The following is a 15,994-nucleotide window of genomic DNA, read 5'->3' as shown; positions in this document are numbered from 1 at the left end:
GCATAGCGACTCCCGACGCTAGAATCACAACAAAATCCCTCAATAACTCAGTCGGCGAATACAGTAGCATTTGCTACGTGACTTTCTACTGCTGTGGGCACTATGACATTACACAAGCTCCACATTGTAGACAGCCCGGATCTAACGATTCGGGCTTTTTTACGTCTGCAAAAAAGTAAAGTTTGGGAGGGTTTTTCATATATCGGATTATAATTAAATCAATTACGCTTTATCAAACACCCACATTAAACACTCAATCCTAGTGAACGACATAAATTAAGAATCAGTTTGATCCCCTACTTAGTTATAGCGACTCCTGTTGCTAAAATTATAAAAAATCTCCGCTCTACGATGAGTGCGCAGTATTTTCACTATGACTCTCCACCGCTGAAGGTATCATGACATCACACAAGCATTAAGTTGTAGAGCTCCCGAAACTAACGAGCTGGGCTTTTTACATTTTTAGAAAAGTGATTCAGGTATTCCTCTAGAGCGAAGCGTCTCTCAGTGAATAATCTACTTAATTTAACGAGTTAAAGTGGCATCGCCGATGCGAGTGTCGTCTTTCACTGTGACTTCCTAACGCTGAGGGCACTATTGCACTGTACAAAGCTTCAAATTAAAGAAAGTCCTAACCGAAATAGTCGTTTTTTTGCATATATAGAATGTAAAAATATGAGTGAATAATATCAATTCAAATATATAAGCAGATTGGTATTATATAAAAAGTATGAGATCCTCATAAATCGAAGTTATTTTAAATTAATGGTATGAGTTAATGATTACTCGTTAACAAACTACTGACTTAACTTGTTTATGAAGGCAATGAATACTAATATAATTTCATGACCTTATAACTAAAATTTATTGAGTTAGTTGTTTTAAAATTACTACCAATAATGATTGTGAGCTGTAACTAGATGCCCTATGAAACATTTTTAGATGACTCTACTTCGCTAGTTGAATTTACACGTATTTACTTAGCTATTTTTTATACTTTTGTTGCGGGGTTTTATACATTTAGAATTATTTATAAAAATAGAGACACACCATCAGGCGTTATTTATCCCGGAGATAAGTTTTGTACTAGTTGGTGGAACCATATGGTTTTTAAATTTTTCAGGGCTGCTATTTGGTTTGTATGTGTAATTAGAGTGTTTGTACCTGAGTTAGATAGCTACCTTGGGCTATTCCCTATACTCAATGGCTGGCCAGGAGTATTATTTGGCGATGTATTATTGACCGCAGGCTTTATTTTAACGATGTTTGTACATTTTCATATGGCAGCTCTTTGGCGTTCAGGAATTGATCCTAAGGGACCACATGAGCTTAAAACATCAGGACTATATGAATACTCTAGGAATCCGATGTATTTAGGCGTTGTAGCTGCACAAGTGGGTTTCTTTTTAGCCTTACCTAGTATATTTAGTTTGACCTGTTTGGTTATTGGTTTTATAGCTATATATAGACAGACGTTAGTTGAAGAAGCTCATTTAGCTCATCGCTTTTCAATACAATATAAAGAGTACAAGCAACTAGTCCCTCGCTGGTTATAGCTTGGGATTAAGCTTTAAATACATGAATTTTTAACGCAAGAATAAAGAAGTGTTCTGTGTTGGCTTGCTAAAATCTAGCAAGATGGACATAAATCAGATCACTTCTTTTTGTTTTATACCAATTCGCTTAATTAAGTGATCTATTTTGAGGATGGAAAAACGTGTTGATAGCTAGGCAAAAAATTTGCTATTTAGTTGTTCTAAATGAGAATTTTTTAACACAGGTAGCGGCACATTTAGCCCCGCAAAATGATTAAGTATTATTGCGGATTGGTATTATATACTTTTTCATAAACTCCTGTTTAGTAATTGCCTTTGAAAAAATGTAGCCTTGAATATAATCGCAAGCAAGCAGCTTTAATAGGTCATACTGTTTTTGTGTTTCAACACCTTCCGCTACCACCATTACATCTAGGTTATGAGCCATAGTTATAATAGCCTTCACGAGAGCAATACTATTATCGTTTGATTCAATATCGCTTATAAATGAGCGATCTATTTTTAAAATATCTATATCTAAGCGCTGTAGATACGCCAAAGAAGAATAACCAACACCAAAGTCGTCAATCGCTATGTCTATATTAATAGTGCTTAAGCGTTTTAATTGTCGCTGTATTGACGAATCTGGATCCATTAAGGTATTTTCAGTGACTTCAATTAAAATAGTGTTGGCGGGTAGTTGGTACTTTTTACTTGCAACAATCCATTCATCCACCCAGCAACCAGCGCGGTCAATTTCAAGAGGTGATGTATTTACACTGACTTGAATTGTCTTTTCACTTAAAACATTGAATTGGACGGTATCTTGAATTGCTTGAGATTTTACCCATTGGCCTATGTCGTTTATTAATCCATTTTTTTCTGCAACAGGTATAAATTCATTGGGGCCTATTAGGCCTCGTTCAGGGTGGTTCCAACGAATAAGGGCTTCAGCTTTTGGTACTGATTTCCCATCAATTGAAAATATAGGTTGGTAATATAATTCAAATTGGTTTTTTACAATTGCAGTGCGTATCTCTTCTATCAGGCGACGCTTTTCTGTGGCTTTTTCTTCGATAGCATAGGAGAAAAACTCATAGCGATTCCGCCCTTTATTTTTAGATAAATACATCGCTTGATCAGCACGTCTAACGAGCTCTTCTACTGTTAAACCATCAGCAGGGAAAAACGTTAAACCTATGCTTGCAGTAACATAGACTGTTTCTTTTTTTATTTTAATGCTCTGCATTAAACTACTTTTTACAGCTTCGGCAATTTTTGATGCTTCATCAGGGCTACTTACACCCTCTAAAATTAATGTAAATTCGTCTCCACCTAAGCGTGCTACTGTATCTTTTGTTGTTATACAGCTTTGCAGCCTCGTTGCTACCTGGTGTAATAATAAATCACCGTAGTCATGTCCAAGGCTGTCGTTTACTTCTTTAAAACCATCTAAATCTATAAATATAAGTGCGAATTTCATTCCCTTAATACTTACTAAGCTTTGTAGTTTCTCGTAAAAATACCGTCTATTTGGTAAATCGGTTAACCCGTCTTGGTAAGCATATTGTTGCAACTGAATATTTGCATTTTCAAGTTCATTAGTACGAAGCCTAACTTGGTTTTCTAATGAGCTTTCTCTTTGCTCAATGTTGTATAGCATATCGTTAAAACAAGAAGTTAACTGTCCGACTTCATCTTGTGATAGTTGTTTAGCGCGTAAACTATAATCATGTGACGTTGTTATTTTATTTGCTGTTTGTGCTAAATATAAAATAGGGTTTAAAAAGCGGCGCCTTAGCAAAAGGGATAAAATGAGGCTGATAGCAAAGGTAAAGACCATCAAAATCATTATAAATTTAAAGTAAAAAGTGATTCTGTCTTGAATGTAACTGTTGTTAGCGCGTATTTTTAATACGCCATAATCATGCATATCGAGCTGAAGGGGGGTATTAACCTCAATGCTTTGTTCTATTTCTTCATTTTCGGCTTGAGCAATAACAAGTTGTTCACCAGTCATACTCGTTACCATTATACTAATAACATCTGAGCGTATAAGTATTGGGTTTATAAGCTCTTGTACTGCATCTATATCATTAAACATAAGTGCAGCAGTTATATTGGGTGAAAGCATTTTAGACAGCGACCCTAGGCTTTCTATTTGTTCTTCTTTAGCGCTGGTGATTTCATAAGCACTAAATACAATGGTTACTGTAGCGGTTGATACAAGTGCGACACTCATTAAGATGAATAATAATTTTTTGCTCATTGTATTTAATGCAAATAGTTTTTTCATTGCATTACCTATCTACAACGCGTGCAAGTCGTAGTACTTTTGAACTCATAGTAATGCCTGCATCTTTAAGCTGTTGTGGTGCAATTTCAAAGCGAATTTTACCACTGGAAAGAAAGAATCTGATATGGCCGCCATTTTCAATAAATGAGTCTGTTTCACCAATGACCATAATATTTTTTAGATCTAAAGGAGTTATGTTTTGCCACTGAGCAAATGTATCTGAGGTGATAAATAGCATGTTACACGCAGATGTTGTGACTTCATCAATAGTGACTAATTTATTATGTAAAGGTAATTTTTTTATAGTGCGATTTTTTAAAGCGGTGTTAGCCACATCAATAAAGTATTTATCAGGGCTACAAATAGTAAATTGATCAAGGGGCTCTAAATGAGAATCCCAGTGTCCAAAACGTGCAAAGTTATACAAGAAGCCTGCTTTTAGCATGTATTCTTTTTCAACAGCGTCAACGCTGGTACTTAAAAGTACCAAGGCTATTAAGCTTCTGTGAATTAGACTTCTTAATTTAATCATCTAATTAGCTTAGAAATTTGCTGAAATTGTAAACGTAATACATTCATCAATATAGTTTGGTAATGTATAGGTTTCGCGCGTATTACTGTACTCAATATGTGAACCTGAAAATAGGTTTTTACCCGAAACTGCAGTAGACCACACAGGCGTAGCCTGCCAATTCCAACTAATATCTAACGTTGTGTAATTATCAGTATTATATGCATTTGAGTTTACTGCTCGTAATGTCGCAAACACATTATGGTTGGTTAAAAAAGAATAATCGGCTTTTGCAAATAACTGCCTGTTTTTAGAGTCATACCCGATAGCGGGCTCTACTCTAGGAGGTAAATCGTAGTTATAATCGGTGTAACTATAACCAAACTCAGTATTGAGATTATCAATTGGTTGCCATGATACTACTAAGTCGAACCCTTTAGTGGTTGTGTCTGCTACAGATGCAAAGTCTAAATCTATACGAGTCATTGTTAGTGCTTGAAATACTTCTGGAATTCTCCCTGCTAGAAATAAATCAAGTATAGGAGTGAATTGTTCAGCATGCGTATTCATATCAATAACCGCTACGTTTTTAGCATCGGTATAATAAGTAGAAAGATCTAATGACCAATCGTTAGCAGTAAAACGATAACCTAATTCATAAGATAGATAGTTTTCTGATTTAACTTTATCATTACCATTTAGGTAGGTTGCAATTCGGTAGTCGTCTATTTGGTCAAAGCCTGAACTTAAACCGGTAAGATCTTTAATTTCTGTACCATTAACTTTAAAATTATCGTTAAACTCAATTAATGTTGGTGTACGCACACTTCGCGATATTGCTCCCCAAGTAAGATGGTTATCTACTGGTTTGTATATAAGTCTTGCTGATGGTTGATTTTCCCAGCCAGTTAAATCGTTATGATCAAGCTTAGTACCGATAATAAAGTCGAGAGTGTCAGGAGTCACATTATATTGAGCTTGAACAAGTGCACCATATTGTTTGAGGCTATCAAAGTTTTTATCGCTATCTAAAAATACACTTTCTGCGAAAGATATAGAATTGTATCGGTAGTTCAACCCCCAATCTAACTGTAGAGATTGATATATAAAGTTCATTTGATAATCAATATCTATCGATTCAAAGTCTTCTTTAATATAATTTTGAGAGCCATTTTGTTTAAGCCAAGAAATTTGTAGCATTTGATTGGCATCTGGCGACATTCTGTTTTCAAGGCGCGCCATTATGCGCGAGTCTGTTCGCTTTAAATCATCTGAAAATGAAATGTTTTCGTTGGTTTCATCGACAACACCTCGGTAGTTTTGGCCAAGTGTGGAATGAGTTACATCACCCTGAAGTAGCGCAGACCACTCATCATTAGGGGTGAAGTCAGCTCTAAAACCTAAAGAGTTTTGTTTGGTTGTGTCGTTAGGATCGAGTGAGATCCCTTTTTTTGATTCATTAGCATCTTTTAAGTGCCCATACACACGGTAGCTGCCTATGTTACTTATATCACCACCGTAGCGAAGATTAGCATCAACATTTATTTGATTACCAGTTGTTACACTTGCGTGTCCACCGCGAGTATCAATACTATTTTTAGTAATGATATTAATAACGCCATTATTTGCGTTACTTCCCCAAAGTAATCCGCCTTGTCCGCGTATAACTTCAATACGTTCAATATCGTACAAAGGAACGTTGAGTGTTTCCCAATAAACAGCGGCAAACTTTGGAGTATATAAGCTTTGTCCGTCAATCATAACCAATAATTTGCTTGAAAAGCGAGAGGCAATGCCTCTTGAGGAAATAGCCCATTGATTGTTATCGAGCTGACGAACAATTAAACCCGGCACCATTTTTAGTGCTTCAGGTACTGATGTAGCACCAGATTTAGTAATTTGTTCTTTACTTAATACATAAATAGATGAAGCGGTATCAAATGCTGATTGTGCTCTTTTCATCGCAGAAGTTGCTTGCACATCCATACCCATTAAAGCATCAAGATCGAGGTCTTCATCTTCAAACGGCTCAGCCATTACAAGAGGGCACACAAAAAGTAATGGCCAAAATAAACGTTGTGATATTTTCACCCAAAAATCTCCTGCGCAATCAAAAAATCAAAAACAATGACTGTTTTTGTAATACATGTGATATCACACAATATTAACATACATTAACAGCGTAAAAGTATAAATGCGATTAAATCAAAACAACTAATTTTGTAGTAGTTAAAAAATAGAAATTAATGAGAGTTATATGGTTATATACTATTTAAAATTTAGTCTATTTTTGAAGGACTTCAAAGTATTTTGCGCTTATTGATTATTTAACTTTGCATATCATGCTTTTACAAGGGCGATATTAATTATACGTGCACGATTAATCCAACTTTGTATTAACTATTATTGTAGTTTCAATTACCTTTGCTTTTATTAAAGGTATATAGAATACTTAAATTCGCTTGGTTTTGCTTTGAAGGCACCAAAGTATGGAAAAAAATGAATTAATTAATGTAGAAGAAGTACTCGATTTAATGCTTGATGCCGTTTGTGTAGTAGATAAACAAGGCACATTTGTTTTTGTAAGCGCAGCATTTGAGCAAATATTTGGTTATACGGCCGACGAAGTTGTAGGCAAAAAAATGATTAACTATGTTTACGAAGGTGATCATTATAAAACGCATAATGCCGTAACTTCGCTGTTGTCTGACGAAATGGTGAACCCTCGCTTTGAAAACCGTTGGATGAGAAAAGATGGTCAAGTAGTTCATATATTATGGTCTGTTCGTTGGTCAGAGCAACATCAAGTAAGAATCGCTGTCGCGCACGATATAACTGAACGTAAAGTAATGGAAGATCAACTCCATTATATGGCACGGCACGATGTGTTAACTGGCCTACCAAATCGTTCTTTATTAATGAATCGATTAGAAAAAGTAATTATTAGTGCAACCAGAGACAACACGTTTTTTTCTTTACTGTTTATAGACATAAATGGCTTTAAAGCAGTAAACGACACCCACGGACACGAAACTGGCGATAAGCTTTTATGTGCTATAGCAAAAAGGCTCTCAGCGTCGGTTAGGCATTACGACACAGTAGGTCGTTTAGGTGGAGACGAATTTTTAATTATTTTAGATAATTTAAGCTCTAGCCACGAAACCGTCAGAATAAAAAATAAAGTCCTCACTGAGTTTAAAGCTGTCTTTAAGTTAGATGACGTACTACTAAATATTTCACCCAGCATTGGCATTGCAAACTACCCAGAGCACGGACAAACAGATCACGAACTTATAAAATATGCAGATCAAGCTATGTACAAAAATAAACAACGAGGGTTAGATAACGTAACCTATTTATCTTAAAAAATCATGCTGACCTACCACCTTAGACAACTCATCATCACAACGCCCTTAACTACAATACATTACCTTCCGCCAAATTTTTAATAGCGGTTTTTTAGCGCCGCGTTAAAAAATCTATAAATGCTCTTACAGCAGTTTGTAGGTAGTACCTTGATAAATAAACTGCACAAGTTATGTCTGGGTGATAATAAAGGCAATTACCGTATCGGCAGTAATACATTTTTTACTAATGATGCAGGCGAAAGCAAGATATCGGTCACTGATTATACAAGCGCAATGGTTGATGAAGCGCAAAATGCAGCTTACGTAAATCAGCATATTAGTACTTCCTACTAATATGGTTACTAATCAAAAGCGTTTGATTATTTAGATATAACAATACTGGCTCATAAGGCTAAAATAATTTAATCTGAGCATATTAATTCTTATTAAATTATTTGCCTTATGAGCCTTCTTTTTTCTCTTGCGTTAGCAAGCCTTCCCGCTTTACCTGAGCCTGTTGCAAATAATGCTGTGGCTAAAGTTATTGTTAAAAATCAGCCTTACTTTTTAAGCTTTATGGGGCTGGGGCGCGATAAGCAATACTCGTCAGTGCATAATAAAGTGTGGGCGCTTAAAGTTGGCGATTCACAGTGGCAATCTAAAACTGGTGTGCCTTCAAGCTTGCCATTAAAAGGGCGCTTAGCAAGCACCGCAGTCGGCTTAGGCGAGTACGCTTATGTGTTTGGCGGCTATACGGTAGCAGAGGATCATACTGAAGTTTCAAGCCCCGACGTATATAGGTACGACGTAATAAAAGATACCTACACTCACCTTGCGAGTATGCCAGTACCCGTAGACGATAGCGTAGCGCTGAGCTACAAAGCGCGTTACATTTATCTAATTAGCGGTTGGCATAACGATGGCAACGTAAACTTAGTACAAGTATACGACACGCAAAATAATACATGGCAACAAGCCTCGCCATTTTTAGGTGAGCCTGTATTTGGCCAAGCCGCCGCTATTAGTGGTAACACCATTGTTATTTGTGATGGCGTTAAAACACAAGCTAATCCTGATTCGCGTCGCTCGTTTGCAGGTGTAGCACAGTGCTTAAAAGGCACAATAGATTCAACTAACCCACAAAAAATAGATTGGCGTACCTTGCCACATCCAACAGGCACTGCTCACTACCGAATGGCAGCCACTAGCTATAATGGCAATATTTATATGATGGCAGGCTCTAATAACCCATACAACTACAGCGCAATAGGTTACGACGGCAAACCTGCACCAGCAAGTGACCATGTTTGGCGCTTTAGTGTTGATAAAAACGAATGGCAGGTTTTATCACCGGTTGACGTAAAAAGTATGGATCACCGTGGTTTACTTGAGCACAACGGTGTTTTATACCGAATTGGCGGTATAGATAACAGTCAGCAAGTAAGCGCTAACGTACTCGGTTACGAGGCGCCAAAGTGAATACCCTTTACATTACCGGAGCGGGAGTCAGTGCAGCCAGCGGTATTCCTACTTTTAGAGGGGAGGATGGCTATTGGACCATTGGCAGTAAAAATTATACGCCTATGGAAATGGCAACACGCGCAATGTACCAAAACGCCCCAAAAGAGTTTTTAGCATGGTATTACCATCGCTTTGCAACGTATCGTAACCATGGCCCAAACGACGTACACCATTGGCTAAGTGACAAAAACCTAATTACTCAAAACATAGATGGGCTTGATGGCAAAGCGGGTAACAAAAATTACATAGCGATACACGGCAGGCTTGATCAAATGACCTTATTTCATGAGCAAGGTGAGCCAGTCACGCCACTTGCCACCCCGTGGGAAAGCGTAGACGAAAGCCGCCTGCAAGAGTCTCTTTTTGAGCTATTTAATATTCAACACCAAACGCCTGAGCTAAACCATTCATTTAAGCCCTTTGTTTTATTATTTGACGAATACTACACCGAGCTTTACAGAATAACACAAGCACAACAGCGTATGCTCAACGCCGATAAAATTGTATTTATGGGCACCTCGTTTAGCGTTAATATTACGCAAATGGCAATTGAAATAGCCCGAAATTACGACATTCCTGTTGAAGTGGTTGACCCTGAACCTGCACATATTTTGCACGCTAACGTCACATATAAAAAAATGAATGCATTAGATTACATTCAATCTAATTAAGAAGTGCTATATTTTAAAGGGATTGATAATGTTTTCTTAAATATTACAATCTCTTTATATAATATTAACGAGTCAAAAATGTTATTATTATCCTGATTATAACAATACTAAAGAGATCTGAATGAGCGACTTAACTGCAATAGCAAACTTGTCCATTTTACTTGTAGAGCCTTCAGAGGTTCAGCAAAAAATAATAATAAAATCGCTTTTAGAAAGTGGTGTAAAACAAGTTGAAACTGCATCTACACAAACACAAGCGCTTAGCTTATTGGCAAGTTATCACCCTGATCTAGTTATAAGCTCTATGTATTTATCTGACGGGACAGCCGACTCACTATTGCAAGAAATAAGATCAAACCTTATCACCGAGCATCAACCTTTTATGCTTATATCGAGCGAGCGTAATAAAAAATACCTTGAGCAATTACGCCAATCGGGTGTCCTAGCTATTTTGCCTAAGCCTTTTAGCGCAAAAGCCATTACCCGCGCTCTCAAAGCAACCCTCGATATTATAAGCGAAGAAGAAGTAGAACTTGATCATTTTGACGTAACGCTGCTGCGAGTTTTAGTGGTAGACGACAGCCGCTTTGCGCGTAAACACATAATACGCGTACTTGCGGGTATGGGAATACCTGCACCGGTAGAAGCTGAAAACGGTAAAGAAGCTATTGAGCACTTAAATAACCAATCGTTTGACTTAATAGTAACCGACTACAACATGCCAGAAATGGACGGACGAGAACTAACAGAAGCCGTTAGAAGCTCTAATAGCTACTCACATATTCCTATTTTAATGGTGAGCTCAGAGGCAAACGACACCCACCTAGCTAATATTGCTCAAGCGGGAGTTGATGCTATTTGTGATAAACCGTTTGAACCGGCCACAGTGCGAGAATTATTGTTTAAAATAATGTCTTAAAAGTAAGTACAAGCGTAGGACGGTTATTATTTGGCCTACGCTCATCTTTAAAATACATTTACTATTACAGTTTTCCTAATCTATAAATGAGTAATGCAGTTTTTTTAATGTTTTTATCAAGGCTGGTTAAATCGGCTGTTTCGTTTTTAGTATGCGCGCCGCTGCCCATCAAACCTAAACCATCAAGTGCCATATCAACATGATTTGCCGCAAACGAAATATCAGCTGCACCTGCGTTGCGAGGGTTGGCGGCTACTACTTTGTTGAAGCCTAAATCGTGGCTTGCGTCGCTGTATAATTCTAATAGCTTTTTATTGCCATCAGTTAATGCCATTGGCGGGTAACCGTCTTCAAAAATAAGCTCTGCTTTACTGCCATTTAAACTGTTGCTAGCAATGAGTTGCATTGATCTTTTTGCGTTTTCGAATTGCTTTGGCGAAAGTGCGCGTAAATCACCTGCTACATGCACGGTTTGTGCTATTACATTACTTTTACCAAACGCCGTTGCTGACGAATTAGCACTGTCGTAGTCGGCATTTGTACCACCTACAATAAGCCCTGGGTTAAATGTTAAATTAGGTTGCGTGGCAAGTTGCTCTCTAAAATCATTTAAAATGCGTGATGCTTCGTAAATAGCGCCATAACCAACGCTTTCGCTAAATATTTGTGACGAATGCGCTGCATTTGCCGTTACGTTTAGCGTCCAGCCTGTATAACCACGGCGCGCCGCCATAGCTGTTTTTATATTGTTATCGCCATTTTCATAGCCAAGCGCTACATCAGCCCAAATTGCTGCATCAACAATAGCTTGTTTAGATAAGCTAAGCGGGCGACCGCTGCTTTCTTCATCGCCAGTCAATAATACTTTTATGCTTACATTTTCGAGTAAGTTAAGGGCTTGTAAGCTTTTAAGAGCGGTAATTATTATCGTGTTACCGCCTTTCATATCGGCAACGCCTGGACCACTGGCTGTATTGGCATCAAGCTTTTTATAGGTAGTAAAGTCATCGTTTTTGGCAAATACCGTATCTAGATGGCCGATCATCAGTATTTTTATTGCATCGGGATTTTCACTCTCATGGGTTGCTAATACATGCCCTGCGCGGTTAAACGCACTGCCATCAAGCCATTCTACTTTAAAACCAATGGCTTTAAGCTGCTCACTTGTCAGCGCACCTACTTTTTTTACACCTTCAATATTAAGCGACCCGCTATTAATATTTACGGCTTGCTCTATTTCTTGCAGTGCTTGGGGAATATTTTTATCGACCTGTTTTACTATTTCACGCTCATTTTTATCAAGCGCAGCATGGCTTGTAAGCGGTAAGGTACTAGCAAGTGTGAGAATAAGTGCATGGCTAAATTTTAAAAATGACATAACAGCATAATAAGTGAGAAATAAGAGTATTTAATATGAAGTAAAAATACAGAGGATTCAATAGCAGTAGATTATGATTTTTAACTAACTTTATGAGTAATAACGAGCTACAAGTTTAAGGTTGAACGCGTTATTAGTTTAAACACAGGTATTTAAAATATAATCTTTTAACTAATAATCAAGCTGTGCAACTAAACAGCAATTTACCTGATATTACTGACCTCCATCATTTGGGATTTTTGCTGCATTTAGAAAAGTTGAGACTGAACTAACTGTTTACAAATACTTATTTTATAGCTAGGGTAAAACCATTGTAATATAAGGATATTTGTCATTTTTAGACGACAAATGTCGTAGACTAAATTGTAAGATTTATAGGTATAAACAATGAATAACTTAGTTGTATTAATAACGGGTGCTAATAGGGGAATCGGTTTCGAATTAGCCAGACAATACCTTATAAATGGATGGACAGTAATTGCTACCTGTAGAAATCTAGAAACGGCGGTTGCTCTAGTTTCATTGAAAGGTAAGTTTCCAAATAAATTGTCTATTGAACTAATGGATATCACTTGCCCTGAAAAAATTAAGACGTTGGCAAGTAAACTTAATGAGGAAAATATTAAATTAGATTTAATAGTAAATAATGCGGGATATTTGGATCGAGAAAACACAAGTATCCATACTATTAATTACGCTAATGCTGAAATGTGTTTTAAGGTGAATTCACTTGGACCACTATATTTAACTCATTGCTTTTTACCTTTAATAAATAAAAAACGCTTATGTAAGATAGCCGTTATTTCTTCTGCTATGGGATCTTTGTCGCTAGAACAAAGTGTGGATTGGTATGGTTATCGAATGTCTAAAGCAGCAGCCAATATGCTAGTAGTGAACTTATCACAGGAACTTGTTAATGATAATGTGGCTGTGGTAGCTGTTCACCCCGGTTGGGTTCAAACAGATATGGGTGGCTCTACAGCAAGTGAAAATGTTGTAGATTCGGCTCTTGGAGTTATGAACGTTATTCTGAATTTATCTATTGATAATACGGGAAAACTTTATAGTTTTAATGGTGAGGAGTTACCGTTCTAATAAATCTAAAAACACGCTATGAGGTGGACAGCTAGTAAAACCAGCTATTAATTGCAAATTTTAAAAGTGGTGAGCCTGTTTGTTTTAAGGCTATTAAATACGTCAATTCATCGTAGGGTGTTAACGCGGTTTAAGATCCATAACCCATTCATGCAACACTCTAGGTATGTAAGTGAGAAATAAGAGTATTTAACATGGAGTAAAAATACACAGGATATAATAAAAGTGGATTGTGATTTTTAACTAATTTTATAAGTAATAACGAGTTACAAGTTTAAGGGTTATGGGGTGTACGCGCTATTGGTTTAAACACAGGTATTTAAAATATAACCTGTTAATTAATAATCAACGGGTATAACTAATCAGCTATACGTCTGATATTACTGATCTCCACCATTTTGGGGTTTTGCTACATTTAGAAAAGGTAAGGCGAATCTAACTAACTGTTTACAGTTGTTTATTTTATAGCTAGGATAAAATCATTGTAATATAAAGACATTTGTCGGTTTGTAAAACGACAAATGTCGTAGACTAAATTGTTATGTTGCAGGGAGAAGGTTTGTCACTTCAGATTATTAAAAAGGCACTATTTATATTATCTATAATATCCTTAGTTCTCTTCTTTACTTTTTATTACCTTGAGATGTGGTATGAAAAATTGGTTTGCATTAATCTCTTTTTAATATTTTGGGGTTTAAATAAAGTGGTTTTGTGGTATTTGGGCGAAAAGTTTGGGATTACTGCTACGGTCGCTGTCCCTGCTGATGCTCACAAAGGTTTGAGGTTGATTGGTTTGTTTTTTGTGTCATTTATAACAATATATGGCGCTCAAGATCTACTTCAGCTAATTGCAACATAACAAGTCATTGCAAAGGACTTAAAACAGTTGGCTGTTTTCGTTCCTCAACATTTTAGCCAACAATTTTAAGCCTCTGAATGAGGCGTTATAAGGCGTAATCAAGTATGGATAAACAAGCGAGGATGGAGCTTCGTAGAAAAGCTGGTTATAGAGATTTTCCTAAACCACAGGTCAAATATCAGGGGCCAGAGTATTCTATGTCTTTTGCTTGTTGTGAATGTAAAACCTCAAACATGCGCCAATTCAATCTTGAACCATGTCATTACCCCAAAGTAATTGAGTGTCCTGTTTGTAAAGGTGTAGCTGTAAATTTAGGCCGTCATTTTAAACCACCTAAAAAATCAGATACGGCACAATGGAAAAAAGTAGAGTTTTTAATTGAGCATGGTTTTGTATTCCAAAAAATTCGACTAATTAAAAACAGCTACGAGAGTGTGCCTTATCCAGAAACTCTAGCGCAAGCTAAAGAGTTTGTTGTAAAGTATGAAACGTATGCAATTAAAACGCCATATAACAAGACGATCCAATAAGGACAAAAAACAGTTAGTTTTGCTCCAGCGTGAATTACAGTGACACCCAATCTAAATCTTGTAATGCTTTAAAAACGCTTAGGGTTAATTAAAGGAGATCATTTTTTAATTGAATTTGGCTGTTGGAGTTATTTTACAGTCTCGTTAGTTGCCAAGGATAATAATGAGAACATTTCAGCTTTTAGGTTTTATACTTGCGATTGTTGGGTTTATTTTAGGCTACGTGATGCTAGCCCCAATTGATGGTGAAGCATCCGACGCTTCAGCAGGAGGTACAGGCATAGGCATTATGTTTATGGTGTTACCTATACTTGGTTGGTCTGCGTTAATATTAGTGCCCTCTTCAGTAGCATTGTTCAACCATGAAGTAAGAGAACGCACTTATTTCAGAGGCAATTTTTGGCTAAACCTTTGGAAAGTAAACCTAATTATTTCTTTTGGATATATTGCCGTTGTCTTATATTTTGCTTACATATGGTTTAAGGGCAGCATTGGCAATTAATAAGACTTTAAATGCGTAATACCTTTAATTCATTCTTACCTACTAACACCTAACCCAAACTAAGTACTAATAACCATCAGGTTTAACACCATTAGCATTAAACCTGACAGTCAAACTCCCCAGCCAACGTTAATTAGTTGGCATTAAATAAATCTCGCGTACGCTGTTGCGCTGGTTTGCTTCAATAGCAAACAATACCGCGTCGGCTACATCTTGTGGGTCGAGTTTATCGGGTTTAGCGTCATCAAAAAACGGGGTGTTTACCATACCTGGTGCTATGGTTGTGCAGCGGCCGTTCCACTGGCTCATTTCCTCAGCTAAGTTTTGTCCAAAGCCATAAGCAAACCATTTAGTTGCACCGTAAATAGAGCCTCCAATTGGCTTACGGCCAGCGGCAGAGCTGGTTAATATAAAGTGACCTTTGTTTTGGCGTAAATGCGGCAGTGTTAATTTTGCAGTCCACAGTAGGGCTTTAATATTTATGTCGATCATAGTTGACCACTCATCGGGATCACCTTTTTCGGTGCCAGCGGTTGAAACACCCATACCCGCGTTAGCAAAGGCTACATCTAATCGGCCAAACTTTTCAATGCCTTTGGTAACTACGTTTTCAAGCGCGGTAAAGTCGGTTGCATCTGCAGCTACGCTCAGTGCGTTATTTGAGCCTAGCGACTCAACTAACTCAGTTAACTTATCTTCGCGTCTCGCGGTGAGTATTACTTTATGGCCGTTGTTAACAAGGGTTTTTGCGGTTGCTTCGCCAATGCCACTTGAAGCGCCGGTTATGAGTACTATTTTTTCTTTTTCCATAGATGACCTCTTTAATGAAC

15 protein-coding genes are annotated in these 15,994 nt (G+C 37.2%); 10 read left to right on the top strand and 5 right to left on the bottom strand.

Annotated elements, in window-relative coordinates; all coding sequences use genetic code 11:
• Nucleotides 1-920: 920 nt before the first annotated feature.
• Nucleotides 921-1,556, top strand: a complete 636-nt coding sequence (locus P20429_RS02895; protein ID WP_007586260.1) for an isoprenylcysteine carboxylmethyltransferase family protein — start codon at nucleotides 921-923, stop codon at nucleotides 1,554-1,556.
• 253 nt (nucleotides 1,557-1,809) lie between these two features.
• Here the strand turns inward: P20429_RS02895 and P20429_RS02900 are convergent, their stop codons facing one another.
• From P20429_RS02900 to P20429_RS02910, 3 genes are read right to left on the bottom strand one after another with little or no spacing between them, the layout of a single operon-like run.
• Nucleotides 1,810-3,831, bottom strand: coding sequence for a bifunctional diguanylate cyclase/phosphodiesterase (locus P20429_RS02900; protein WP_007586258.1), 2,022 nt, complete (start codon nucleotides 3,829-3,831; stop codon nucleotides 1,810-1,812).
• Nucleotides 3,832-3,835: 4 nt separating this feature from the next.
• Nucleotides 3,836-4,363, bottom strand: coding sequence for a YfiR family protein (locus P20429_RS02905; RefSeq protein WP_007586256.1), 528 nt, complete (start codon nucleotides 4,361-4,363; stop codon nucleotides 3,836-3,838).
• A 9-nt stretch (nucleotides 4,364-4,372) separates the two neighbouring features.
• Nucleotides 4,373-6,433: a TonB-dependent siderophore receptor gene (locus P20429_RS02910; protein WP_007586254.1), complete on the bottom strand. Its 2,061-nt coding sequence runs from the start codon at nucleotides 6,431-6,433 to the stop codon at nucleotides 4,373-4,375.
• A 398-nt stretch (nucleotides 6,434-6,831) separates the two neighbouring features.
• On the opposite strand from P20429_RS02910, the gene P20429_RS02915 reads away from it, so the two are divergent.
• From P20429_RS02915 to P20429_RS02935, 5 genes are all read left to right on the top strand, one after another.
• Nucleotides 6,832-7,707 carry a sensor domain-containing diguanylate cyclase gene (locus P20429_RS02915; protein WP_007586252.1) on the top strand — a complete coding sequence of 292 codons (876 nt, stop codon included), beginning with the start codon at nucleotides 6,832-6,834 and terminating at the stop codon, nucleotides 7,705-7,707.
• 150 nt (nucleotides 7,708-7,857) lie between these two features.
• Complete coding sequence (locus P20429_RS02920; protein ID WP_007586250.1) at nucleotides 7,858-8,043, top strand: hypothetical protein; 186 nt, start codon at nucleotides 7,858-7,860, stop codon at nucleotides 8,041-8,043.
• A 108-nt stretch (nucleotides 8,044-8,151) separates the two neighbouring features.
• Nucleotides 8,152-9,168, top strand: coding sequence for a kelch repeat-containing protein (locus P20429_RS02925; protein WP_007586249.1), 1,017 nt, complete (start codon nucleotides 8,152-8,154; stop codon nucleotides 9,166-9,168).
• Nucleotides 9,165-9,881, top strand: coding sequence for a Sir2 family NAD-dependent protein deacetylase (locus tag P20429_RS02930; RefSeq protein ID WP_007586245.1), 717 nt, complete (start codon nucleotides 9,165-9,167; stop codon nucleotides 9,879-9,881). The genes P20429_RS02925 and P20429_RS02930 overlap by 4 nt, the downstream gene beginning before the upstream one ends.
• A 121-nt stretch (nucleotides 9,882-10,002) precedes the next feature.
• Nucleotides 10,003-10,800: a response regulator gene (locus tag P20429_RS02935; protein ID WP_007586243.1), complete on the top strand. Its 798-nt coding sequence runs from the start codon at nucleotides 10,003-10,005 to the stop codon at nucleotides 10,798-10,800.
• A 64-nt stretch (nucleotides 10,801-10,864) separates the two neighbouring features.
• On the opposite strand, the gene P20429_RS02940 is transcribed toward P20429_RS02935, so the two are convergent.
• Nucleotides 10,865-12,178: a M20/M25/M40 family metallo-hydrolase gene (locus P20429_RS02940; RefSeq protein ID WP_007586240.1), complete on the bottom strand. Its 1,314-nt coding sequence runs from the start codon at nucleotides 12,176-12,178 to the stop codon at nucleotides 10,865-10,867.
• 387 nt (nucleotides 12,179-12,565) lie between these two features.
• Here P20429_RS02940 and P20429_RS02945 point away from each other — a divergent pair, with 387 nt between their 5' ends.
• The 4 genes from P20429_RS02945 to P20429_RS02955 all read left to right on the top strand — a co-directional run bounded on the left by P20429_RS02945 (nucleotide 12,566) and on the right by P20429_RS02955 (nucleotide 15,164).
• Nucleotides 12,566-13,273, top strand: coding sequence for an SDR family oxidoreductase (locus tag P20429_RS02945; protein ID WP_007586238.1), 708 nt, complete (start codon nucleotides 12,566-12,568; stop codon nucleotides 13,271-13,273).
• Nucleotides 13,274-13,832: 559 nt separating this feature from the next.
• Entirely contained in the window at nucleotides 13,833-14,132 is a 300-nt protein-coding gene (locus P20429_RS19905) for a hypothetical protein (RefSeq protein ID WP_139047195.1), read from the top strand.
• A 104-nt stretch (nucleotides 14,133-14,236) separates the two neighbouring features.
• Nucleotides 14,237-14,662 (top strand): hypothetical protein, encoded by a 426-nt coding sequence (locus P20429_RS02950; RefSeq protein WP_081473445.1) that lies wholly within the window; start codon nucleotides 14,237-14,239, stop codon nucleotides 14,660-14,662.
• Between the two features lie 163 nt (nucleotides 14,663-14,825).
• Nucleotides 14,826-15,164, top strand: coding sequence for a hypothetical protein (locus tag P20429_RS02955; protein ID WP_007586232.1), 339 nt, complete (start codon nucleotides 14,826-14,828; stop codon nucleotides 15,162-15,164).
• Nucleotides 15,165-15,293: 129 nt separating this feature from the next.
• Here P20429_RS02955 and P20429_RS02960 read toward each other — a convergent pair whose 3' ends face one another.
• Nucleotides 15,294-15,974 carry an SDR family oxidoreductase gene (locus tag P20429_RS02960; RefSeq protein ID WP_007586228.1) on the bottom strand — a complete coding sequence of 227 codons (681 nt, stop codon included), beginning with the start codon at nucleotides 15,972-15,974 and terminating at the stop codon, nucleotides 15,294-15,296.
• Between the last annotated feature and the right edge of the window lie 20 nt (nucleotides 15,975-15,994).

The organism is Pseudoalteromonas sp. BSi20429 (assembly GCF_000238895.1).
GTDB classification, from domain to species: Bacteria; Pseudomonadota; Gammaproteobacteria; order Enterobacterales; family Alteromonadaceae; genus Pseudoalteromonas; species Pseudoalteromonas arctica.
The sequence above is the reverse complement of the archived record's forward strand: the minus strand, read 5'-3'. Positions and strand labels throughout refer to the sequence as shown.

Excerpts from the sequence above, each read along its gene's own strand:
- P20429_RS02940 (WP_007586240.1), bottom strand. The coding sequence starts at position 12,178 with ATGTCATTTTTAAAATTTAGCCATGCACTTATTCTCACACTTGCTAGT.
- P20429_RS02905 (WP_007586256.1), bottom strand. The coding sequence starts at position 4,363 with ATGATTAAATTAAGAAGTCTAATTCACAGAAGCTTAATAGCCTTGGTA.
- P20429_RS02915 (WP_007586252.1), top strand. The coding sequence starts at position 6,832 with ATGGAAAAAAATGAATTAATTAATGTAGAAGAAGTACTCGATTTAATG.
- P20429_RS02900 (WP_007586258.1), bottom strand. The coding sequence starts at position 3,831 with ATGAAAAAACTATTTGCATTAAATACAATGAGCAAAAAATTATTATTC.
- P20429_RS02945 (WP_007586238.1), top strand. The coding sequence starts at position 12,566 with ATGAATAACTTAGTTGTATTAATAACGGGTGCTAATAGGGGAATCGGT.
- P20429_RS02935 (WP_007586243.1), top strand. The coding sequence starts at position 10,003 with ATGAGCGACTTAACTGCAATAGCAAACTTGTCCATTTTACTTGTAGAG.
- P20429_RS02950 (WP_081473445.1), top strand. The coding sequence starts at position 14,237 with ATGGATAAACAAGCGAGGATGGAGCTTCGTAGAAAAGCTGGTTATAGA.
- P20429_RS02925 (WP_007586249.1), top strand. The coding sequence starts at position 8,152 with ATGAGCCTTCTTTTTTCTCTTGCGTTAGCAAGCCTTCCCGCTTTACCT.
- P20429_RS02960 (WP_007586228.1), bottom strand. The coding sequence starts at position 15,974 with ATGGAAAAAGAAAAAATAGTACTCATAACCGGCGCTTCAAGTGGCATT.
- P20429_RS02955 (WP_007586232.1), top strand. The coding sequence starts at position 14,826 with ATGAGAACATTTCAGCTTTTAGGTTTTATACTTGCGATTGTTGGGTTT.
- P20429_RS02895 (WP_007586260.1), top strand. The coding sequence starts at position 921 with ATGCCCTATGAAACATTTTTAGATGACTCTACTTCGCTAGTTGAATTT.